Consider the following 20,832-nt stretch of genomic DNA (forward strand, 5'->3'; position numbering starts at 1 on the left):
GGCGGCTCCTCGAAGTCGGCGTGCGCGAAGGGTTAGCCGAGCTTCGCGCTCCGCGTAACCCCGCCGCGTCACCCCACCCGGCCGGGACGCCTCGACGCGCCGGCCCGGTCCGCGATCGGGTCGCAGCACCGCCTCCGCGGCGGGGAGCGGAACAGGGCCACCTTGGAATGGTTATCGACACGACCCGGTGCGGGCCCAGAGCTTATTCCCTCTGCCCACGCCCTCCCAAGACGCGCGTCCCGTCCGGCCCTTCGCGAAGCCTCTTCGCGTTTCGTCCGTGCGAGGCCCGCGCCTCATCACGGATGTAACCATGCTCATCGACAGCGGTTCGCCCGGCGCCGTCGGGACAATCGGCATCACGCTCACCATCAACGGCGAGCGGCGTGAGCTTCAGGTCGCGCCCTGGACCACGCTGCTCGACCTCCTGCGCGAGCGCCTCGACCTCACCGGCACCAAGAAGGGCTGCGACCACGGCCAGTGCGGCGCCTGCACCGTGCTGGTGAACGGCACCCGCATCAATTCCTGCCTCACGCTCGCCGTGATGAAGGACGGCGCCGAGATCACCACCGTCGAGGGGCTGGCCGGGCTCGCCCAGCGCGAGGGCAAGAACAGCCTTCATCCGATCCAGGAGGCCTTCGTCGAGCACGACGCCTTCCAGTGCGGCTACTGCACGCCGGGCCAGCTCTGCTCCTCGGTCGGCCTGATGAACGAGGGCCACGCCAAGACGCGCGACGAGATCCGCGAGGCGATGAGCGGCAACATCTGCCGCTGCGGCGCCTACACCAACATCGTCGACGCGATCGAAGAGGTGATGCAGCAGGGAGGCGCCCGATGAACCGCTTCGATTACGTCCGTCCGAGCACGGTGGCGGAGGCGGTGCAGGCGCTGGGCAGCGACCCGGCGGCCCGCTTCATCGCCGGCGGCACCAACCTCATCGACCTGATGAAGTACGACGTCGAGCGGCCGGGCAAGCTGATCGACATCACCCGCCTGCCGCTCGGCGAGATCGAGGAGCGCGACGGCGGCCTTCGCATCGGCGCGCTGGTGACCAACGCGACGCTCGCCTACGATTCCCGTATCCGCGAGCGCTACCCGCTGCTCGCCGACGCGATCCTGGCCGGCGCCTCGGCCCAGCTGCGCAACGCGGCGACCACCGGCGGCAACCTGTTGCAGCGCACCCGCTGCTACTACTTCTACGACACGGCCACGCCCTGCAACAAGCGCGAGCCCGGCTCCGGCTGCTCGGCGATCGGCGGGGTGGACCGCATCCACGCGATCCTCGGCACGAGCGAGCACTGCATCGCCACCCACCCCTCCGACATGTGCGTCGCGCTCGCCGCGCTGGAGGCGACGGTGCAGGTGAGCGGGCCGCAGGGCGACCGCGCGATCCCGTTCGCCGAGTTCCACCGCCTGCCGGGCGACGAACCGGCCAAGGACACCACCCTCGCGCCGGGCGAGATCATCGTCGCCATCGACCTGCCGGCGAAAGGGTTTGCCGGCACCCACCACACCTACCTGAAGTTGCGCGACCGGCTCTCCTACGCCTTCGCGCTGGTCTCGGTCGCCGCCGCCCTCGAACTCGACGGGCAGACCATCCGCACCGCCCGCCTCGCGCTCGGCGGCGTCGCCCACAAGCCCTGGCGCAACCGGGAGGCCGAGGCGCTGCTGCAGGGCAAGCCCGCGACGCGCGAGAGCTTCAAGGCGGCCGCCGACCTGATCCTGCGCGAGGCCAAGCCGCAATCGACCAACGGCTTCAAGATCGAGCTGACGCGCCGCGCCATCGTCCGCGGCCTCGAACAGGCCGCGGCCGGCACGCCCCAGTCCCAGTCCGACAAGCGCATCCAGTAAGGAGCCGCCCATGACCGTCCAGTTCAGCCCGGCGGCCGGCCGTGACCGGTTCGTCGGCAGCGCCGTCAGCCGCGTCGACGGCCCGGCCAAGGTCACCGGCCTCGCCAAGTACGCCGGCGAGTTCGCCGCCCCCGACCTCGCCTACGGCGTGGTGGTGTCGAGCGCCATCGCCAAGGGCAGCATCCGGGGCATCGACGCCTCGGCCGCGGAGGCGGTGCCCGGCGTGATCAAGGTGCTCACCCACGAGAACCGCCCGGCCACCTCCGACAATCCGGAGGATTACCAGGACGCGGTGGCGCCCCCCGGCGCGCCGTTCCAGGCGCTGGCGACGAACCGCATCGTCTTCTCCGGCCAGCCGGTGGCGCTCGTCGTCGCCGAGGATTTCGAGACGGCGCGCTACGCCGCCTCGCTGGTGCGGGTCGATTACGGCGTCGTGGCGCCCCGCACCGACCTCGCGGCACAGGCGCCGGAAGCCTACGATCCGCCGATGAAGCGGGCGGGCATCAAGCCGCCGCCGGAGCCGTGGGGCGACGCCTCGACGGCGTTCGACGCGGCCGAGATCCGCGTCAACGGCCAGTACCGGCTGGCCGACGAGCACCACAACCCGATGGAGCCGCACGCCTCCACCGTCGTCGTCGAGAAGGACGGCACCTACACCGTCTACGACAAGATCCAGGGCGTCTCGAACACCCACGACTACATCGCCAGCGCCTTCGGCCTGAAGCCGGAGCAGGTGCGGGTGCTGAACCCCTATCTCGGCGGCGGCTTCGGCTCCGGCCTGCGCCCGCAATACCAGCTCTTCCTGGCGATGCTGGCGGCGAAAGACCTCGGCCGCTCGGTGCGGGTGACGCTGACCCGCGACCAGATGTGGTCCTTCACCTACCGCTCGGAGGCGCTGCAGACCGTCTCCCTCGGCGCCGACCGCTCGGGCAAGCTCACCGCGCTCAAGCACGACGCTGTGCAGGGCACCTCGTCCTACGAGGATTACCAGGAGGTCGTCGTCAACTGGTCGGGGGTTCTCTACGATTGCGACAACGTCGCGCTCACCTACAGCATCGCCAAGCTCGACACCCCGACGCCCGGCGACATGCGCGCGCCCGGCGCCGTCACCGGCGTCTACGCCATCGAGACGGCGATGGACGAGCTGGCCTACGCCACCGGCCAGGATCCGATCGCGCTGCGGCTGAAGAACTACACCGACAGCGACCCGACCGAGGAGAAGCCGTTCGGTTCCAAGGCGCTCAAGGACTGCTTCCGCCAGGGCGCCGAGCGGTTCGGCTGGAGCCGGCGCAATCCGCAGCCGCGTTCCATGCGCGAGGGCCGGGAGCTCGTCGGCTGGGGCATGGCGACCGGCATCTGGGAATCGATGATGATGCAGTCGGGCGCGCAGGCCGTGCTCACTGCGGACGGTCGACTCGAAGTCGGCAACCAGACGGGCGACATCGGCACCGGCACCTACACGATCCTGACCCAGATCGCCGCCGACACGCTGGGCCTGCCCCTCGACCACGTCACGACGAAGCTCGGCGACACCACCCTCGCCAAGGCGCCCGTGGCGGGCGGCTCGTGGACGGCCGCCTCCTCCGGCACCGCCGTGATGAAGGCCTGCCGATCGATCGCCGAGCAGGCGTTCAAGCTGGCCCGCAGTATGGAGAACTCACCCCTCGCCAACGCCGATTTCGAGCGCGTGGTGTTCACCAACGGCCGGATCGAGGTGGCGGGTGATCCCGCAAAGAGCGTGGCGCTCACCGACGTCCTGAAGGCGACGGGCACGGAGAAACTCGAAGCGACCGGCGAGGCCGCCCCGGACAAGGATTTCGCCAAGCAGTACGAGGCCTATACCCACTCGGCGATCTTCGCGGAGGTGAAGATCGACGAGGAACTGGGCCAAGTGCGCTGCACCCGCGTGGTCTCGGCCATCGCCGCGGGCAAGATCCTCAACCCGAAGACGGCCCGCAGCCAGGTCCTCGGCGGCATCGTCATGGGCATCGGCTCGGCTTTGCACGAGGAATCGATGCTCGACCACCGCATCGGCCGGTTCATGAACCACAATCTCGGCGAGTACCACGTGCCGGTCCATGCCGACATCCACGACATCGACGTGATCTTCGTGGACGAGGAGGACAAGGCGAACCCCCTCGGCGTGAAGGGTGTCGGCGAGATCGGCGTCGTCGGCGTGGCCGCCGCGATCGCCAACGCGGTCTACCACGCCACCGGCAAGCGCATCCGCCACCTGCCGATCACGCCCGACAAGGTTTTGGGCGAGAGTTGAAGACACCGTAATCTATAGAATGGAACCTCGCCGGCTGAGCTGGCGAGGTTCATTGCGAGATGCATTGACACATCCAAATCGACTTCTTCTAACACTTCCGCATCGTTCAACGGACTATCGGCTAAAATCTATATCGCGCCATGAAAATTATACGCAAAATCAAAATGTTGCTAAACGGTAGGTAGAATTATAATACCCTACTAAATCTCAAGTAAACTCATGCGGCATAAGAGCAACGCCCATCATCGACCACCACAGGCTGATTAATTTTACTCGCAAATTCGATTGTACGCTTGTAATTTTAGATTTAATAACGATGAGATTGCAATTTGGATCGAATGGATATGCGACACGCATTTGCATGCCTTTGTGCAACGATAACAACATTCTTCCTCTCTGCTTGTGTAACGACTGCTCCGACCGAGACTTCAGCAGGGCGTGCATCGGCAGATTTACCGTCCCGCTCTGAGGTTGATACGAAATCGAGTGGAGGTGCACCGGAGCTGCCGAGCAATTATAGAAAAATGGCGGCAATTTACATTGTTGGTGAATATATGAACGACGCAAGTGGTCCGCCTGAGATCAGCGAGCCGGTATCCCACGCGGGCCCATTCGGAGGATCGACACAAGCTGTCATTCGTTTTCCGGTTAGCGCTCAGGTCGCTTCGAAGACCAATATCATCGCATTGGCCGGGGGCAACGGTCCGTATTACCGCTGCGCATCCATATCTGCCTATTCCGGGATCGCTTCGCTCTCAAAAACTGAGCTATCCGTACGGTGGGCCAAAGTTGATACGCCAGAATGCTCTCCCACTCTGAAATATTCTCGATATAGCGAACTGGAAAATTTGGCTGCTCAATGCCGAACACCAGGAGCCCTGTGCCAAGGAGAAACCACAGTTACCTACACCATCAAAGAGAAAAAGCTTTAGTAGCCGCGTGTCGTTCAACCATTGTGCGGAATCCGGCACGGTTCTAGCAATGGCGCTTTCACGCATCATTCCTGATTCCTGCTGAGCCCCCCGCCTTGAACACGCTCCTCGTCTTCCTCGGTGCCGGCCTCGGCGGCGTGTTGCGCCACGGGGTCAATCACTGGGCCGTGCGGCTCGGCTCGAGCTTCCCTTGGGGCACGCTCGGCATCAACGTCGTCGGCTCGGTGCTGATGGGAATCGTCACCGGCTGGTTCGCCGCCCGCGGCGGGTCGCCCCAGGCGCGGCTGTTCGTGGCCACCGGGATTCTCGGCGGCTTCACCACCTTCTCGACCTTCTCCCTCGAAGCCGTCAGCCTGTTGGAGCGCGGCGACGGGCTGGCGGCGTTCGCCTACGTGCTCGTCTCGGTGCTCGCGGGCATCGGCGGGCTGGCCCTGGCGCTGGTCGTGATGCGCCACGCCCTGTGAGGGAGGTTGTCTTGGGCGATCAGCTCCTGTCCTGGCGGTTCTGGGCCCTGCTGTCGGCCGGGTTCGCCGCCGCCACCGCGATCCTCGCCAAGGTCGGGATCGACGGCGTGCCGCCGGATGTGGCGACCTTCATCCGGACCGTGGTGATCCTGATGCTGACAGGTGCCATCGTCGCCGCCGCGGGGCAGATGCCCGACCTCGCCCGCGTGTCCGGCAGAAATCTCGTCTTCCTCGTCCTGTCGGGGCTCGCCACCGGCGCGTCGTGGCTCTGCTACTTCCGGGCGCTGGCGCTGGGCGATGCCGGCCGCGTCGCGCCGCTCGACAAGCTGAGCGTCGTGCTGGTGGCGGTGTTCGGCGTCGTCTTCCTCGGCGAGCGCCTCGCGCCCCATCACTGGCTCGGCGTCGGGCTGATCGCGACCGGCGCGGGGCTGCTGGCATGGCGGGCCTGATGCGCACCGTCGTGACGGGCCTCGCCCTCGCGGCGTCCCAGCCCGCCGAGGCCGGCCCCTTCGTCGATGCGGCCGGTATCGTGCCGGGCCTCGTCCTCGACATGCGCTATGCCGGGTCCGACAACTTCATCGGCCGGCCGATCGCCGGCTACGAGGCGCCGCGCTGCCTGCTGACGCCGCAGGCGGCCCGCGCGCTGGCGGCGGTCCAGTCCTCGCTCGCGCCGGAGGGGCTCGGCCTCAAGGTGTTCGACTGCTACCGCCCGCGCCGGGCGGTGGCCGACTTCGCCGCCTGGGCGCGCGACCCGGCCGACACCCGCATGAAGGCCGCCTACTACCCGCGGACCGACAAGGCGGACCTGTTTCGCCTCGGCTACATCGCCGAGCGCTCGTCGCATTCCCGCGGCTCGACCGTGGACCTGACGCTGGTGCGCCGCGCCGACGGCGCCGAACTCGACATGGGCACGCCCTTCGACCTGTTCGACGAGGCCTCGGCGACGGACTTTTCCGGACTCACCCCGGCCCAGGCCCGCAACCGCCGCCGCCTGCGCGACGCGATGATTCGCGCCGGCTTCGTCCCCTACGCGCAGGAATGGTGGCACTTCACCCTCAAGGGTGAGCCGTTCCCCGACACCGCCTTCGACCAGCCGGTCCGCTGATCGGCGGCGCCCGGCCGGCCCAAGCCGAGACGCGGCAGGGTCTTTTTCGAGCAGATCGAATTGTTCTAAATCGACATTGCAACGGATCAAAACAGCAATTCTTTGAAGCATTTCCAATGTTTTGAAGATCTCTTGCGCGCCCTCTACAGTTATGGCCATGATCAAGCCATGGCGCACATTTTCATATTCCCGAACGCTTCGCACGGCAGCCCGTGGCCCTCGCGGGCCGATACGCTGCCCCCCGCGCGCGACAGTGCCGGCGGCCTGACCGCCTGGCTCGCGAGTCTCGACGGCCTGCTCGAATCGTTACGGCTCGCGTGGTGGGACGGCTCCTCCCTCGGCCTGAGCCGGGGCGGGCTCGAATCGCTCGTCGGGCTGGAGCCCGGCGATGCGACACCGCCGCGGCTGGTGCCGGTCGAAGCCCGTGCGCGGGTTCGGGCGGAGGTGCGGGCATGAGCGCCGGTCTCGTCACGGCGCCGCCCGGCGCGGCGGAGCGGAACGCGCAGGGGACGCTGGAGCGCGCCCTCACGGTCGCCTTCTGGCAGGCGCTGCAGCGGGAGCCGATGCACGTCATGGCGGCGCTCGAGGCGGCCGCGCGCACCGTCGGCACGCTCTACCGGCAGGTGGCCGCCGCGCACGGCCCCGACGGGCACTGCACCTGCGGCTGGGAGCCCGATCCGGAGGCCGACCTCATCGTTCTGGAAGCGATGCTGGCCGCCGCGCTCTCCCACCCCGCCCGGCACGACCTCGCCGACATGGTACCCGTCGGGCGCGCCTGAGCCGCGGAGCCGGGATCAGATGATCCTGTGACGGATCCGGGCGGCGGTCCGTTCGATCTGCCCCGGACGCCACCGACTCTACCGCGTCATCTCAAGACTTCTTCCGGCTGATCAATCCGGTCGTGACGGTATGTCCCCCTCTCCCCGCCTGCGGGGAGAGGGCCGCGTCTCCCCCTCGTCGGGGAGCGCGGCGAGGCGGCAGCCGACGGTGAGGGGGCGGTGCCGGAGGAGCCTCCTCCGGAAGCACCCCCTCACCGCCGCTCCGGCTTCGCCTCCGCTTCCCGCAGTCACGACAAGGTGCCTGCGGGCCTCTCCCCGCCCGGCGGGGAGAGGGGGATCGGCCGGCAACCGAGCGGATAAGCCGGAAATTGTTTCAGACAATCCGGCAGCCAGCGTTCGGCACGATGCCCTAGGACTGCGCCACCGCGTCGGAGCCGGCCGGCCCCAGCAGGGCCTCTTCCTCGTCGTCGGCCTCGCCGTCGAGTTCGTGGTCGGCGTCCTCGTGGCCGGTCACGCCGGCGGCTTCCGCGAGGTTGCGGGCGACGCGGCGCAGGAGCTTGCGCAGGCGGCGGCGCTCCTTGTTGTCGAAGTCGTCGAGCAGTTCGGCCTCGACCTCGTCCCAGATCCGCTCGATCGCGGCGGCCTTGGCCATCCCGGTCTCGGTCAGGCGCACGCGGACGATGCGCCCGTCGCCGGCCTCGGCCCGGCGCTCGACGAAGCCGAGGGCGGCAAGCCGCGAAATCGTCTTGGAGGCGGTCGGCGGGCGCACCCGCAGGGTGGCGGCGAGATCGCCCATGGTCATGCTGCCGGCGGCGGCGAGGGCCTGCACCACCTGCTCCTGGCCGGCGAACAGGTCGAGCTCGGCGAGCCGGTCGCCGACCCGGGCGCGATGGAGCCGCGCCGCCTGGACCAGCGCCCATCCGACGCTCTTGGCCGCGGGGGGACGCAGCCGCTTGACGGTCTTGCCCGCCTTGTCCTTCTGCGCGCTTCGACCACCCGGCTGACCGGGGGCCTCGCCGTGCGCCGCCACCACGGCGACCGCTTCGTTTGCCGCCGACATGATCAGGTTTCCCTTCGCGGACGCGCGGGCTCTCATACGCTGCCCGAGAGGAGACCTTCCGGGCGGCCCGCGCGCCAAGCATCTGCCGACGTGCGATGAAACTTCGATGACAGAAACGTCTCGCTTTGCCGCCTGTGGACCGGCAAGACACAGCTCTTGCGAGAAATCGCTTCACGGCGCGGCCGATTTCATGGATTCCGGCGCCGCATGAGCTTCCACCGCCTCCGAGACAACGGGCCGATCCGATGACGCGCCGCGAGTCGCTCGGCCTCTATCCTCTGCGCGACCTGCGCCGGCCCGCAGACGGCGAGCCCTGGACCGCGACCGGTCCCGATCCGGTCTTCGCCCTCGGTCCGGCCCCGGCGGTGGCCGCCATGTCGGGCAGGCGTATCCGCTTTCGCTGCCGTCCGGAATCGGTGCGGCCGGTGCTCGCCGTCGAGGCGGCGGGCGAATCCGAGCCGCGCCGCTACCGACTCACGATGCGGGCGGACGGCACCGACGACCTGATCTGCCTGCCGCCCGGCACCCGCGCCCTGCGCCTGGAGGCCGCCGAGGCGGGCCCGCGCTTCCGCCTCGACGCCGTTCGGGTCGAGCCGGCGGGCCGGATCGAGGCGTCGATCCTGTCCGCTCGAACCATCATCGAACGGCTGCCGCCGCAGGAACGCCGGCCGCTGCGCCTTCTGCGGCGCGCTCTCGGCCTGGTGCGCAGCGTGCCGCCGCGGGAGATCTGGCGCCGACTCACCCGCGCCGCCGAGACCCGCCGCCCGCCCGCCAGCTACGCCGCCTGGATCGAGGCGGTGGAGGCGAAGGCTTTGCCCACGCCGGACGCCCTTCGCGCGCAGGTCGCGGCCCTGCCGGAGCGCCCGCTGATCTCGCTCCTCATGGCGGCGGGCGGCACCGATCCGGCTCCCCTCGCGGAGACGCTCGCGAGTCTGCGGGCGCAGATCTACCCGGATTGGGAACTGTGCCTCGCGGCCGCGCCGTCGGCCGCGCTCCAGGCGCTGGCGGAGGAGGACGGCCGCATCCGCCTGCTCCCGCCGGCCGGCGGCACCGCGGCCTCCCTCGACGCTGCGCTGGCGCAGGCGCGCGGCTCCCATCTCGCCACGGTGGAGCCCGGCACCCGGCTCGCCCCCCACGCCCTCCTCGCCCTCGTCCGGCGGCTCGCGCGCGAGCCCAATCTCGACCTGCTCTATTCCGACGAGGACCGGATCGGGCCGGACGGGGCGCGCTGCGATCCGGTCTTCAAGCCGGACTGGTCGCCCGAGACGCTCGAGGGCGGCTTCTACATCGGCGGCCTCGCCCTCTGCCGCACCGCCCTGGTGCGGGCGGTCGGCGGGTTTCCGGGCGAGAGCGAGGGCACGGCCGATTACGACCTCGCGCTGCGCCTGACCGAGCGGAGCGAGCGCGTCGGGCACGTCGCGCAGGTGCTCTGTCACCGCCGCGCCGCCGCGCCCGACCCGGAAGCCGCCGCCCGCGCGCTCGCCCGACGCGCCCGGCGCACCGGCGCGCTGGACAGCGTCCGGGTGCTGGCGCCCGAGCATTTCGCCCTGCGGCGCGCGCTCGCGACGCGACCGCTCGTCTCGATCGTGATCCCGACCGCCGGGCGCGACAGCACCATCGGCGGACGCCCAGTCGATCTTCTGGCCGCCTGTCTCGCCAGCATCCGCGAGACGGGCACCTACGACAGCATCGAGATCGTGGCGGTCGATAACGGCGATCTGCGTCCGCCGACGCGGGCGGCGGTTGGGCGCTTCGGCGCGCGCACCGTCACCTGGAGCGAGCCGGTCTTCAACGTGGCCGCCAAGATGAATCTCGGCGCGCGGGCGGCGACGGGCGAAGTGTTGGTCTTCCTCAACGACGACATCAGCGTCATCACGCCGGACTGGATCGAGGCGATGCTGGTGCAGCTCGCCATCCCCGGCGTCGGCGCGGTCGGCCCGAAACTCCTGTTCGAGGACGGCAGCCTGCAGCATGCGGGCGTGGTCTTCGGCGAGGGCCTGCCGGACCATGTCCGCCGCGGCTCTCCGGGCGACGACACGGGCTATCGCGGATCCACGCTCGCCAACCGCAACTACCTCGCCGTGACCGGCGCCTGCGTGATGGTGGGCCGAACCGATTTCGAGGCCATCGGAGGCTTCGACGAGGGTTACGCCATCAACTACAACGACATCGATCTCTGCCTTCGGCTCGGCGAGCGCGGTCTGCGCACGGTCTATTGCGGGCAAGCGAGCCTGCACCATTACGAGAGCCGCAACCGCATCCCGACCGTCGACCCCGCCGAGCAGGCCCGCTTCCGCAAGCGCTGGGGCGCGCGCCTCGCCCGCGACCCGTACTACCCCGACCCGTTCGGCATCCGCCCGCCCGCCTTCGAACTCGACGCGGAGCGGTTTCCGCAAGCCGCGGCGCGCATGGTAGAGGCGTGGCGATGATGGCGACGACACACGAACTCGGAGGCCGCCGGTGAAGGCCGTGATCCTCGCGGGTGGGCTCGGCACGCGGCTCTCGGAGGAGACCGTGGTGCGCCCCAAGCCGATGCTGGAGATCGGCGGACGGCCGATCCTCTGGCACATCATGCAGATCTTCGCCGCCCACGGCGTCACCGAGTTCGTGATCTGCCTCGGCTACAAGGGCTACGTCATCAAGGAATTCTTCCTGAACTACCGCCTGCACCTGAGCGACGTCACGCTCGACCTCGGCCGCGGCCATGTCGAGTTCCACCGCTCGGCGGCCGAGGAATGGAAGGTCTCGCTGATCGAGACGGGCGACGCCACCATGACCGGCGGGCGGCTCAAGCGGGTGCGCGACTATCTCGGCGACGACGACTTCTTCATGACCTACGGCGACGGCGTCGCCGATATCGACCTCACCGCCTTGGCCGCCTTCCACCGGGCGCACGGCCGCCTCGCCACCCTGACGGCGGTGGTGCCGCCGGGCCGCTTCGGCGCCCTCGACCTCGACGGCGACGCGGTCCGCAGTTTCCGCGAGAAGCCGGCGGGCGACGGGGCCACCATCAACGGCGGCTTCTTCGTGCTCTCGCCGCGCGTGCTCGACCGGATCGCGGGCGATGCCACCGTCTGGGAGAACGAGCCCCTGGAGAGCCTTGCCCGCGAGGGGCAGCTCCACGCCTACCACCATCACGGCTTCTGGCAGGCGATGGATACGCTTCGCGACAAGAAGCACCTCGAAGAACTCTGGGCAAAGGGCGACGCCCCCTGGAAGGTGTGGTGATGGCCGCGCTCAACCCCGATCCCGCCTTCTGGGCGGGCCGGCGCGTGCTGCTCACCGGGCATACCGGCTTCAAGGGCGCGTGGCTGAGCCTGTGGCTCGCCCGCCTCGGCGCGCGGGTGACCGGCTTCGCCCTCAGCCCTGAGACCCGCCCGAACCTGTTCGACGCGATCGGCTTCCCGCCCGAACGCTCGCGCATCGGCGACATCCGCGATCTGCCGGCGCTGGTGGACGCGGTGGCGGCGGCAGAGCCCGAGATCGTGATCCACATGGCGGCGCAGGCCCTGGTACGGCCCTCCTACGCCGATCCGGTCGGGACCTTCGCGGTCAACACCATGGGCACCGTTCACCTGCTGGAGGCGGTGCGGGCGGCGCCGGGCGTGCGCGCCGTGGTCGTGGTGACGAGCGACAAGGCCTACGAGAACCGCGAATGGCCCTACGCCTATCGCGAGACCGAGGCGATGGGCGGGCGCGACCCCTACAGCGCCTCGAAGGGCTGCGCCGAGCTCGTGACGGGCGCCTACCGCGCCTCGTTCTTCGGCGCGGGCGGCCACCCGGCGCGGATCGCCAGCGCCCGGGCCGGCAACGTCATCGGCGGCGGCGATCATTCGCTCGACCGGCTGATCCCCGACATCGTGCGCGCCTTCGAGGCCGGAGAATCGGTCGAGATCCGCGCCCCCCACGCGATCCGCCCCTGGCAGCACGTGCTGGAGCCGCTCGCCGGCTACCTGCGGCTGGCCGAATGCCTCGCGGGCACGGACGGCGAACGCTTCGCGGAGGGCTGGAACCTCGGACCGGCGGACGAGGATTGCCGGCCCGTCTCCGACCTCGTCGAGCGGCTGGCCCGCGGCTGGGGCGGGAAGGCCGGCTGGCACCTGTCCGAGAAAACCCATCCGCACGAGGCGACCTATCTCAAGGTCGATGCCTCCAAGGCCCGCGCCCGCCTCGGTTGGGACCGGCGGCTCACCCTCGACACGGCGCTGGACTGGACCGCCGCGTGGTACCGCGCGGCCGCCGCCGGCGCCGATCGCCGCGCCCTGGTCGAGGCCGAGATCGCGCGCTACGAGGCGCTGGGCCAGCCTGGAGCAAACGCCGGAGTCGACGTGTGACCGCCCCGACCTGCCGCGCCTGCGGCGCCGCCCTCACCCGGACCTTCTGCGATCTCGGCCTGTCGCCGCTCGCCAATTCCTACGTCACGCCGGAGCGGCGCCACCGCGGCGAGGTCTTCCACCCGCTCCACGCCTATGTCTGCGACGCCTGCTGGCTGGTGCAGCTCGAAGCCTTCGAGAGCCCCGAGGCGATCTTTTCCGATTACGCCTACTTCTCCGGCTTCTCCGCCGGCTGGCTGCGGCACGCGGAAGCCTACGTCGCCGCGATGATCGAGCGCTTCGGCCTCGGGCCGCAGAGCCAGGTCGTTGAGGTCGCGAGCAACGACGGCTACCTGCTGCAATACTTCGTCGCCCGGGGCGTGCCGGTGCTCGGCGTCGAGCCGGCGGCCAACGTCGCCCGCGTCGCGGTCGAGCGCGGCGTGCCGACGGAGGTCGCCTTCTTCGGCCGCGACACCGCCCGGCGGCTCGCCGCGGCCGGGCACAGGGCCGACCTGACGGCGGCCAACAACGTGCTCGCCCACGTGCCCGACATCCTCGACTTCACGGCGGGCTTCGCCGAGATCCTGAAGCCGGAAGGGGTCGCGACCTTCGAGTTTCCGCACCTCCTGCGGATGATCGAGAGCCGGCAGTTCGACACGATCTACCACGAGCACTTCTCCTACCTCTCCCTCGGCGTGGTGATCGGACTCCTGCGCCGGCAGGGCCTGCGGGTGTTCGACGTCGAGGAATGGCCGACCCATGGCGGCTCGCTGCGCGTCTTCGCCTGCCACGAGGCGGCCGCGCATCGACCGACTCCGGCGCTGGAGCAGGTGGTGCTCAGCGAGTGGGGTGCGAACCTGTTCGACCTCTCCGGCTACGACGGCTTCGGGGCGGCGGTGGCCGACATCAAATGCGCGGCCCTGCGCTTCCTGATCGAGGAGCGGGCGGCGGGCCGCACGGTCTGCGCCTACGGCGCGGCGGCCAAGGGCAACACCTTCCTCAACTATTGCGGGATCGGCCCGGAGCTGATCCGGGCGGTCGCCGACCGCTCGCCGCACAAGCAGGACACGTGGCTGCCCGGCAGCCGCATCCCCGTGGTCTCGCCCGAGGAGCTGTTGGCGATGCGCCCCGACACGGTGCTGATCCTGCCCTGGAACCTCAAGGACGAGATCGCCGGGGAGATGGCGGCGATCCGCGAATGGGGCGGGCGCTTCGCCGTGGCGATCCCCGAACTGACGGTGTTCTGATGATGCCGTCCGGCCGTCCCGCCCGCCGCCTCATCCTGAGGTGCCGCGAAGCGGCCTCGAAGGATCGTCCAGACATCGCGCGGCTGGCTGGAGGATCCTTCGAGGGCGCCGCGTCGCGCCGCCACCTCAGGATGAGGATGAGACTGGGATCGGCCGTGCCTTCGCAAGCGGGCCCCCGCTTCCCATGATCTTCGAGGAACTCGACCTTCCCGGCCTGTTCCGCGTCGTGCCCGAGCCGCACGCCGACGAGCGCGGCTTCTTCGCCCGCACCCAGTGCGAGAGCGAGTTCGCCGAGCGCGGTTTGGTCGGGCGCTTCACGCAGTCGAGCGTGTCGTTCAACCACCGCCGCGGCACCGTGCGCGGGATGCATTTTTCGAGAATGCCCCAAGCCGAAACGAAGCTCGTGCGCTGCACCGCCGGCGCCATCCACGACGCGGTGATCGACCTGCGGCCCGGCTCGCCGACCTATCTCCGCACCGCCTCGGTGGCCCTCTCGGCCGCGAACCGCCACGCCCTCTACATCCCGGCGGGCCTCGCCCACGGCTTTCAGACGCTCACCGACGACGCGGAGATCCTCTACATGATCGACCGCCCGTTCGTGGCGACCGCCGCCGACGGGGTGCGCTGGGACGATCCCGCCTTCGCCCTCGCCTGGCCCGAGCCGGTCACGGTGATCGCGGCCCGCGACCTCGCCTTTCCCGATTGGGCGGGGCGGTGAAGCGGGTTCTCGTCACCGGCGGGGCCGGCTTCGTCGGCCGCCACGCGATCCCCGCGCTGATCGCCCGCGGCTTCGAGGTCCACGCGATCGGGCGGACGCCGCCAGCGGGCGCGCACGCCTTCCACACCGCGGACCTGCTGGACCCGGCCCAGAGACGCGCCGCCGTGCAGGCAACGGGTGCGAGCCACCTTCTCCACCTCGCCTGGGTCACCACGCCCGGCCGCTACTGGCAGGCACCGGACAACCTCGACTGGACCGCGGCGAGCCTCGACCTCGTGCGCACGTTCCGCGAGGCGGGGGGTGGCCGTGCTGTCGTGGCCGGGACCTGCGCGGAGTACGATTGGACGGTCACCTCTCCTCCCCCTTGTGGGGAGGAGCTGGAGGTGGGGGTGGTGCAGGAGGCACCGCAACGCCCCTTCCGGAACGACCCCCACCCCGTTCCCCTCCCCACAAGGGAGAGGGGACAGACGGCGTCCATCGGCCGCTTCACCGAATCCGCCCCCTGCCATCCCGCGACGCTCTACGGCGCCGCCAAGGACGGCCTGCGCCGCATCCTCGCGGCCTACGCGGCGACCGCCGGCCTCTCCCTGGCCTGGGGGCGGCTGTTCTACCTCTACGGTCCGGGCGAGACGGCGGGCCGGCTCGTCGGCGATGCGGCGCGGGCGCTGCTCGCGGGCCAGCGCCTCTCCACCAGCGAGGGCCGGCAGCGGCGCGATTTTCTGCACGTGGCCGACGCCGGGATGGCGTTCGCCACCCTGCTGGACTCGCCCGTCGAGGGACCCGTCAACATCGGCTCGGGCGAGGCCGTCGCGGTGCGCGACATCCTGCGGACGATCGGCGCGCTCACCGGCCGCCCGGAACTGATCGATTTCGGCGCCCGCCCGCTCGGACCCACGGAGCCGGCCTGCATCGAGGCCGACATCCGACGCTTGACCGACGAAGCCGGCTTTTCCCCGGGCACCAGCCTGGATCAGGGTCTGGCGGCGACGGTGGCGGCCTGGCGCGCCGTGCTCAGCACTGCGGCATCAGCCCCTTGAGGCGGGCCAGGATGTCCTCGCCCGCGCAGGGACGGGCGATGAACTGAGCACCCTCCGGCATGCGCTCGGGATCGGGCGAGGCGCGGCCGGACACGATCAGGATCGGCAGGTTCGGCCGGGCCTGGGCGACCGAATTCGCCAGCTCGAACCCGTCGACCCGGCCCGAGAGCTGCACGTCGGTCACGAGGCCGCAGATATCCGGCCGCGCCTGCAGGATGGAGAGGGCGCGCTCGGCGGAGGCGCATTGGACGGTGTCGTAGCCCCCCTCCTCCAGCACATCGCCGAGGTCCATGATGGTCAGGGCCTCGTCCTCGACGATGAGGATGACGGGACGGTCGGCTTCCAAATTCGTCGTCTCGGTCTGGCTCGCCACCTTAAGCTCTCCCCGATTTGCTCCAGCGACCCAAGTTGTTCGCAGACTTGTTGTTCGCAGACCCGTTGTTTGCAGACTTGGCCGTTTCCCGTGCCGGGACCCGCTGCGCTGCGATGATCCAACGAGTAACCCCGCTGCGGGTTGCAGGGTCCCGACAGAGGGTGCCCTTCGCTTCACCGCCGGGCAAGCCTGCAAGCTTCGGGCCCTGGGGACGGGCGCGGGAAACGTCAGGCGGTGGCCTCGGTCACCGCCGTCACCGCCGCGATCAGTCGGTCGAGGTCGTCCGCATCGATGGTGAGCGCGGGGGTGAGGTAGACGATGTCCCCGAACGGGCGGACCCAGACGCCGCGCTCGACGAGGCGCCGCTTGAGCTCGGCGAGGTCGGGCGGGCCGGCGAACTGTACCGCGCCGACGGCGCCGAGCACCCGCACGTCCCGCACGCCGGCGAGCCGGCGCAGGGGCGCGAGGCCCTCCTCCAGGCGCGCGGCGATGGCGCGGGCCTGTTCCAGGCGCGGCTCGGTCTCGAACAGGTCGAGGCTGGCATTGGCCGCCGCGCAGGCGAGCGGGTTGGCCATGAAGGTCGGGCCGTGCATCAGCGCCGCCGCGGGGTCGTCGGACCAGAAGGCGGAGAAGATCTCGGTGGTGGCGACGGTCGCGGCGAGCGCCATCGTGCCGCCGGTCAGCGCCTTCGACAGGCAGAGGATATCGGGCACGATACCCGCCTGCTCGCAGGCGAACATCGTGCCGGTTCGGCCGAACCCGGTGAAGATCTCGTCGGCGATGAGCGGCAGGCCGTGGCGCCGGGCGAGCCGCGCGACGGTCGCCAGCACCTCCGGCGGATGCGTCAGCATTCCGCCCGCGCCCTGTACCAGCGGCTCGACGATCACCGCCGCGAGTTCGCGGCGGTCGCGGGCGAGCGCCGCGTCGAGGGCGGCCTCCTGCTCGGCCGTGCGGGGCAGGTCGCAAAAAACCTGGCTCGGCAGGTAGGCGCCGAAGCGGCGGTGCATCCCCTCCTCGGGGTCGCAGGCCGACATCGCGCCCATCGTGTCGCCGTGATAGCCGCCGCGGAAGGCGAGCACGCGGGTGCGGCCGGTTTCGCCGCGGTTGAGCCAGAGCTGCACCGCCATCTTCAGGGCGACCTCGACGGCGACCGAGCCGGAATCGGTGAAGAAGACGTGGTTGAGCTCCCCCGGCAGCAGCGCGGCGAGGCGCGCGCCGAGCCGCTCGGCCGGCGCATGGGTGAGGCCGCCGAACATCACGTGCGGCATGCGCATCAGCTGGTCGGCCATCGCGGCCGCGATGTACGGATGGTTGTAGCCGTGGACGGCGGTCCACCAAGAGGCGATGCCGTCGATGAGCTCGCGCCCGCCCTTGAGCGTGATGCGCGTGCCCCGCGTCGCGATCGCCTCCAGCGGCGGCGCGGCAAGCTTCATCTGGGTGTAGGGGCGCCAGAGTTTTTGGGATGCGAGCGCGGTCATGCGCCGGGGATGACGAGGGACACGCCACGAGTCAAACGCAACACCAACCCTCCCCCTCTGCGGGGGAGGGTGCCTGCGGAGCAGGCGAGAGAGGGGCCGGCTCAGGTCCTTCCGGAAAGATGGCTCCCCTCACCCGACCCGCTTCGCGGGCCACCCTCTCCCGCAGAGGGGAGAGGGGTTTGCGGCAGCCCTACTCCGCCGCCTCGCCATACGCCTCCGGCGGCGGGCAGGAGCAGACGAGGTTGCGGTCGCCGTAGGCGTTATCGACGCGGTTCACCGGCGGCCAGTACTTGTCCATGCGCAGCGATCCCGACGGGAAGCAGGCGGCTTCCCGCGAATAAGGCCGCTCCCAGGTCCCGATCAGGTCCTGCACCGTGTGCGGCGCGTTCTTGAGCGGGTTGTCGGCCCGGTCCATCCGCCCCTCCTCGATCGCCCGGATCTCCTCCCGGATCGCCAGCATGGCGTCGCAGAAGCGGTCGATCTCGGCCTTGGTCTCGGATTCGGTCGGCTCGATCATCAGCGTGCCGGCCACCGGCCAGCTCATGGTCGGCGGGTGGAAGCCGCAATCGATCAGGCGCTTAGCGATGTCCTCGACGCTGACCCCCGCGCTCTTCTGGAAGGGGCGGACATCGACGATGCACTCGTGCGCCACGCGCCCGTTCCGCCCGGCGTAGAGGATCGGGTAGGCGCCCTCCAGCCGCTTGGCGATGTAGTTGGCATTCAGGATCGCCACCCGCGTCGCCTGGGTCAGGCCGCGCCCGCCCATCATCAGGCAGTAGCTCCACGAGATCGGCAGGATCGACGCCGAGCCGAAGGCGGCGGCCGAGACCGCACCCTCCTCGCCCGAACGCGGATCGGAGGGCAGGAACGGGATCAGGTGCGCCTTGACGCCGATCGGCCCCATGCCCGGCCCGCCGCCGCCATGCGGGATGCAGAAGGTCTTGTGCAGGTTGAGGTGGCTGACGTCGGCGCCGATGTCGCCGGGCCGGGCCAGCCCGACCATGGCGTTGAGGTTGGCGCCGTCGAGATAGACCTGCCCGCCGTGGGCATGGACGATGTCGCAGAGCTCGCGCACCCGCGCCTCGAACACCCCGTGGGTGGACGGGTAGGTGATCATGCAGGCCGCCAGCTTGTCGGCATGCTGCTCGGCCTTCCGCGAAAAGTCCTCGACGTCGATGTTGCCGTGGGCGTCGGCGCCGACCACGACGACGCTCATGCCGCACATCTGCGCCGAGGCCGGGTTGGTGCCGTGGGCCGAGGACGGGATCAGGCAGACCGTACGGTGCCCCTCGCCGCGCGACAGGTGATAGCCGCGGATGGCGAGCAGCCCCGCATATTCCCCCTGCGCGCCCGAATTCGGCTGCATCGAGATCGCGTCGTAGCCGGTGATGGCGCAGAGCTTCTGGCTGAGATCGTCGATCAGTTCCTTGTAACCCAGCGCCTGATCCTCCGGCACGAACGGGTGCAGCTCCGAGAATTCCGGCCAGGAGACCGGCAGCATCTCGGCGGTGGCGTTGAGCTTCATCGTGCAGGAGCCGAGCGGGATCATCGCCCGGTCGAGGGCGAGGTCGCGATCCGCGAGGCGGCGCATGTAGCGCGTCATCTCGCTCTCGGCCCGGTTCATGTGGAAGATCGGGTGGGTGAGGTATTCCGAGGTCCGCTCCAGTTCGGCCGGCAGGCGCGGCTCGGGATAGGCCTCGTCGTAGGGCAGGTCCGTCCCGCCGAAGGCGCGCCACACCGCCTGAATGATATCGGGCCGGGTGCGCTGATCGACGCTGATGCCGATGCGGTCGGTGCCGATTTTCCGCAGGTTCACCCCGTTCTCGACGGCGCTGCGCAGGATCACGCCCTGGAATGCGCCGACCTTTACGGTGATCGTGTCGAAGAAATGCTGCGGCTCGACCGTGAAGCCGAGCTGTTCCAGCCCCTCGGCAAGGCGCACCGCGTCGCGGTGGACGCGGCGGGCGATGGCCTTCAGCCCCGCCGGCCCGTGATAGACCGCGAACATCGAGGCGATGACCGCGAGCAGCACCTGGCTGGTGCAGATGTTCGAAGTCGCCTTCTCACGGCGGATATGCTGCTCGCGGGTCTGGAGCGCGAGGCGATACGAGCGGTTGCCGCGGGCATCGACCGAGACGCCGACGATGCGGCCGGGCAGCGCCCGCTTGTGGGCGTCGCGGGTCGCCATGTAGGCGGCGTGCGGGCCGCCATAGCCCATCGGCACGCCGTAGCGCTGCATCGAGCCGACGGCGATGTCGGCGCCCATCTCGCCCGGCGCTTTCAGGAGCGTCAGCGCCAGCGGGTCGGCGGCGACCACGGCGAGCGCCCCGGCCTCATGCAGCGCGATGATTGCCTGCGAAAAGTCGTGAACCGCGCCGTTGACGCCGGGATACTGGAACAGCGCCCCGAAGACGGCGGAGGGGTCGAGGTCCGTCAAGGGATCGCCGACCACGATCTCCCAGCCGAGTGGCGCGGCGCGGGTCCGCAGCACGGCCAGCGTCTGGGGCAGGCAGTCCTTGTCGACGAAGAAGGCGTTCCGGTCCGACTTCGCCACCCGCTTGGACATGCCCATGGCCTCCGCGGCCGCGGTCGCCTCGTCGAGCAGCGAAGCGTTGGCGACGTCGAGGGCGGTGAGGTCGCAGACGAGCGTCTGGAAATTCAGCAGCGCCTCGAGGCGTCCCTGGCTGATCTCGGGCTGGTAGGGCGAGTAGGCGGTGTACCAGGCCGGGTTCTCGAAGATGTTGCGCTGGATCGCCGGCGGCATCGTCGTGCCGTGATAGCCCTGGCCGATCAGCGAGACGAGGAGCCGGTTCTTGTTCGCGGTCGCGCGCAGCTTTTCGAGCGAGCGCCGCTCGGTGAGCGAGACTCCGAAATCGATGTACTCCGCCTGCCGGATGTCGGGGGGCAGCGTCTCGTCGATCAGCGCGTGCAGCGACCCGGCGCCGACGGTCTCGAGCATCTGGTCGATCTCGGACAGCTTCGGGCCGATATGGCGCCGGGCGGCAAAATCGAAGGGATCGTGGCGATCGTATTTCATGGGATGCCTCTCGGGCGAAAGCTTCGGCTTTCCCTCCCCCCTCTGCGGGAGAGGGTGCCCGCGGAGCGGGCGGGTGAGGGGCCGGCTCAGGCCCTTCCGGACGCGGCGTTCCCCTCTCCCGACCCTCGCTTACGCGAGGGCCACCCTCCCCCGCGGAGGGGGGAGGGTT

At 70.0% G+C, this 20,832-nt stretch carries 19 protein-coding genes; 15 read left to right on the plus strand and 4 right to left on the minus strand.

Going from position 1 to position 20,832, the window contains the following annotated elements; all coding sequences use genetic code 11:
- Positions 1–310: 310 nt before the first annotated feature.
- From ABS772_RS02295 to ABS772_RS02335, 9 genes are all read left to right on the plus strand, one after another.
- Positions 311–835 carry a (2Fe-2S)-binding protein gene (locus ABS772_RS02295; protein WP_238256191.1) on the plus strand — a complete coding sequence of 175 codons (525 nt, stop codon included), beginning with the start codon at positions 311–313 and terminating at the stop codon, positions 833–835.
- Positions 832–1,848, plus strand: coding sequence for an FAD binding domain-containing protein (locus tag ABS772_RS02300; protein WP_350391923.1), 1,017 nt, complete (start codon positions 832–834; stop codon positions 1,846–1,848). The genes ABS772_RS02295 and ABS772_RS02300 overlap by 4 nt, the downstream gene beginning before the upstream one ends.
- 10 nt (positions 1,849–1,858) lie before the next feature.
- The gene (locus ABS772_RS02305; protein WP_350391925.1) at positions 1,859–4,120 is read left to right on the plus strand and encodes a xanthine dehydrogenase family protein molybdopterin-binding subunit; all 2,262 of its coding nucleotides are present in this window, start codon (positions 1,859–1,861) and stop codon (positions 4,118–4,120) included.
- Between the two features lie 524 nt (positions 4,121–4,644).
- The gene (locus tag ABS772_RS02310; RefSeq protein ID WP_350391926.1) at positions 4,645–5,052 is read left to right on the plus strand and encodes a hypothetical protein; all 408 of its coding nucleotides are present in this window, start codon (positions 4,645–4,647) and stop codon (positions 5,050–5,052) included.
- Between the two features lie 95 nt (positions 5,053–5,147).
- Complete coding sequence (crcB, locus tag ABS772_RS02315; RefSeq protein WP_350391927.1) at positions 5,148–5,516, plus strand: fluoride efflux transporter CrcB; 369 nt, start codon at positions 5,148–5,150, stop codon at positions 5,514–5,516.
- Between the two features lie 11 nt (positions 5,517–5,527).
- Complete coding sequence (locus ABS772_RS02320; RefSeq protein WP_350391928.1) at positions 5,528–5,965, plus strand: EamA family transporter; 438 nt, start codon at positions 5,528–5,530, stop codon at positions 5,963–5,965.
- Complete coding sequence (locus ABS772_RS02325; protein WP_350391961.1) at positions 5,965–6,621, plus strand: M15 family metallopeptidase; 657 nt, start codon at positions 5,965–5,967, stop codon at positions 6,619–6,621. Before ABS772_RS02320 ends, ABS772_RS02325 begins: the two co-directional genes overlap by 1 nt.
- Positions 6,622–6,789: 168 nt before the next feature.
- Positions 6,790–7,077 carry a hypothetical protein gene (locus tag ABS772_RS02330; protein ID WP_350391929.1) on the plus strand — a complete coding sequence of 96 codons (288 nt, stop codon included), beginning with the start codon at positions 6,790–6,792 and terminating at the stop codon, positions 7,075–7,077.
- Complete coding sequence (locus tag ABS772_RS02335) at positions 7,074–7,400, plus strand: hypothetical protein (RefSeq protein WP_350391930.1); 327 nt, start codon at positions 7,074–7,076, stop codon at positions 7,398–7,400. The genes ABS772_RS02330 and ABS772_RS02335 overlap by 4 nt, the downstream gene beginning before the upstream one ends.
- A 409-nt stretch (positions 7,401–7,809) precedes the next feature.
- Here ABS772_RS02335 and ABS772_RS02340 read toward each other — a convergent pair whose 3' ends face one another.
- Entirely contained in the window at positions 7,810–8,460 is a 651-nt protein-coding gene (locus ABS772_RS02340; protein WP_350391931.1) for a MarR family winged helix-turn-helix transcriptional regulator, read from the minus strand.
- A 245-nt stretch (positions 8,461–8,705) separates the two neighbouring features.
- Here ABS772_RS02340 and ABS772_RS02345 point away from each other — a divergent pair, with 245 nt between their 5' ends.
- From ABS772_RS02345 to ABS772_RS02370, 6 genes are all read left to right on the plus strand, one after another.
- A complete protein-coding gene (locus ABS772_RS02345; RefSeq protein ID WP_350391932.1) occupies positions 8,706–10,889 on the plus strand; it encodes a glycosyltransferase in 2,184 nt (727 codons plus the stop codon).
- A gap of 31 nt (positions 10,890–10,920) precedes the next feature.
- Entirely contained in the window at positions 10,921–11,688 is a 768-nt protein-coding gene (gene rfbF / locus ABS772_RS02350) for a glucose-1-phosphate cytidylyltransferase (RefSeq protein ID WP_350391933.1), read from the plus strand.
- Positions 11,688–12,794: a CDP-glucose 4,6-dehydratase gene (gene rfbG, locus ABS772_RS02355; RefSeq protein WP_350391934.1), complete on the plus strand. Its 1,107-nt coding sequence runs from the start codon at positions 11,688–11,690 to the stop codon at positions 12,792–12,794. The genes rfbF and rfbG overlap by 1 nt, the downstream gene beginning before the upstream one ends.
- Positions 12,791–14,020 carry a class I SAM-dependent methyltransferase gene (locus ABS772_RS02360; protein ID WP_350391935.1) on the plus strand — a complete coding sequence of 410 codons (1,230 nt, stop codon included), beginning with the start codon at positions 12,791–12,793 and terminating at the stop codon, positions 14,018–14,020. The genes rfbG and ABS772_RS02360 overlap by 4 nt, the downstream gene beginning before the upstream one ends.
- Positions 14,021–14,204: 184 nt before the next feature.
- On the plus strand, positions 14,205–14,738 hold the full coding sequence (locus ABS772_RS02365; RefSeq protein ID WP_350391936.1) for a dTDP-4-dehydrorhamnose 3,5-epimerase family protein: 534 nt from the start codon (positions 14,205–14,207) through the stop codon (positions 14,736–14,738).
- Positions 14,735–15,775 carry an NAD-dependent epimerase/dehydratase family protein gene (locus tag ABS772_RS02370; protein ID WP_350391937.1) on the plus strand — a complete coding sequence of 347 codons (1,041 nt, stop codon included), beginning with the start codon at positions 14,735–14,737 and terminating at the stop codon, positions 15,773–15,775. Before ABS772_RS02365 ends, ABS772_RS02370 begins: the two co-directional genes overlap by 4 nt.
- On the opposite strand, the gene ABS772_RS02375 is transcribed toward ABS772_RS02370, so the two are convergent.
- The 3 genes from ABS772_RS02375 to gcvP all read right to left on the minus strand — a co-directional run bounded on the left by ABS772_RS02375 (position 15,750) and on the right by gcvP (position 20,663).
- Positions 15,750–16,148: a response regulator gene (locus ABS772_RS02375; protein ID WP_238256205.1), complete on the minus strand. Its 399-nt coding sequence runs from the start codon at positions 16,146–16,148 to the stop codon at positions 15,750–15,752. The two genes, ABS772_RS02370 and ABS772_RS02375, sit on opposite strands and share 26 nt — an antisense overlap.
- Before the next feature lie 227 nt (positions 16,149–16,375).
- Positions 16,376–17,626: an adenosylmethionine--8-amino-7-oxononanoate transaminase gene (locus ABS772_RS02380; RefSeq protein ID WP_350391938.1), complete on the minus strand. Its 1,251-nt coding sequence runs from the start codon at positions 17,624–17,626 to the stop codon at positions 16,376–16,378.
- 190 nt (positions 17,627–17,816) lie between these two features.
- Positions 17,817–20,663 (minus strand): aminomethyl-transferring glycine dehydrogenase, encoded by a 2,847-nt coding sequence (gene gcvP, locus ABS772_RS02385; RefSeq protein ID WP_350391939.1) that lies wholly within the window; start codon positions 20,661–20,663, stop codon positions 17,817–17,819.
- Between the last annotated feature and the right edge of the window lie 169 nt (positions 20,664–20,832).

The organism is Methylorubrum podarium, assembly GCF_040270385.1.
Lineage (GTDB): Bacteria > Pseudomonadota > Alphaproteobacteria > Rhizobiales > Beijerinckiaceae > Methylobacterium > Methylobacterium podarium.

What these genes read in the sequence shown, in the direction of transcription:
- ABS772_RS02365 (WP_350391936.1), top strand. Translation starts at nt 14,205, where the DNA reads ATGATCTTCGAGGAACTCGACCTTCCCGGCCTGTTCCGCGTCGTGCCC.
- ABS772_RS02295 (WP_238256191.1), top strand. Translation starts at nt 311, where the DNA reads ATGCTCATCGACAGCGGTTCGCCCGGCGCCGTCGGGACAATCGGCATC.
- rfbG (WP_350391934.1), top strand. Translation starts at nt 11,688, where the DNA reads ATGGCCGCGCTCAACCCCGATCCCGCCTTCTGGGCGGGCCGGCGCGTG.
- ABS772_RS02330 (WP_350391929.1), top strand. Translation starts at nt 6,790, where the DNA reads ATGGCGCACATTTTCATATTCCCGAACGCTTCGCACGGCAGCCCGTGG.
- ABS772_RS02310 (WP_350391926.1), top strand. Translation starts at nt 4,645, where the DNA reads ATGGCGGCAATTTACATTGTTGGTGAATATATGAACGACGCAAGTGGT.
- ABS772_RS02325 (WP_350391961.1), top strand. Translation starts at nt 5,965, where the DNA reads ATGCGCACCGTCGTGACGGGCCTCGCCCTCGCGGCGTCCCAGCCCGCC.
- gcvP (WP_350391939.1), bottom strand. Translation starts at nt 20,663, where the DNA reads ATGAAATACGATCGCCACGATCCCTTCGATTTTGCCGCCCGGCGCCAT.
- ABS772_RS02335 (WP_350391930.1), top strand. Translation starts at nt 7,074, where the DNA reads ATGAGCGCCGGTCTCGTCACGGCGCCGCCCGGCGCGGCGGAGCGGAAC.
- ABS772_RS02300 (WP_350391923.1), top strand. Translation starts at nt 832, where the DNA reads ATGAACCGCTTCGATTACGTCCGTCCGAGCACGGTGGCGGAGGCGGTG.
- ABS772_RS02305 (WP_350391925.1), top strand. Translation starts at nt 1,859, where the DNA reads ATGACCGTCCAGTTCAGCCCGGCGGCCGGCCGTGACCGGTTCGTCGGC.
- ABS772_RS02345 (WP_350391932.1), top strand. Translation starts at nt 8,706, where the DNA reads ATGACGCGCCGCGAGTCGCTCGGCCTCTATCCTCTGCGCGACCTGCGC.
- ABS772_RS02340 (WP_350391931.1), bottom strand. Translation starts at nt 8,460, where the DNA reads ATGTCGGCGGCAAACGAAGCGGTCGCCGTGGTGGCGGCGCACGGCGAG.
- ABS772_RS02380 (WP_350391938.1), bottom strand. Translation starts at nt 17,626, where the DNA reads ATGACCGCGCTCGCATCCCAAAAACTCTGGCGCCCCTACACCCAGATG.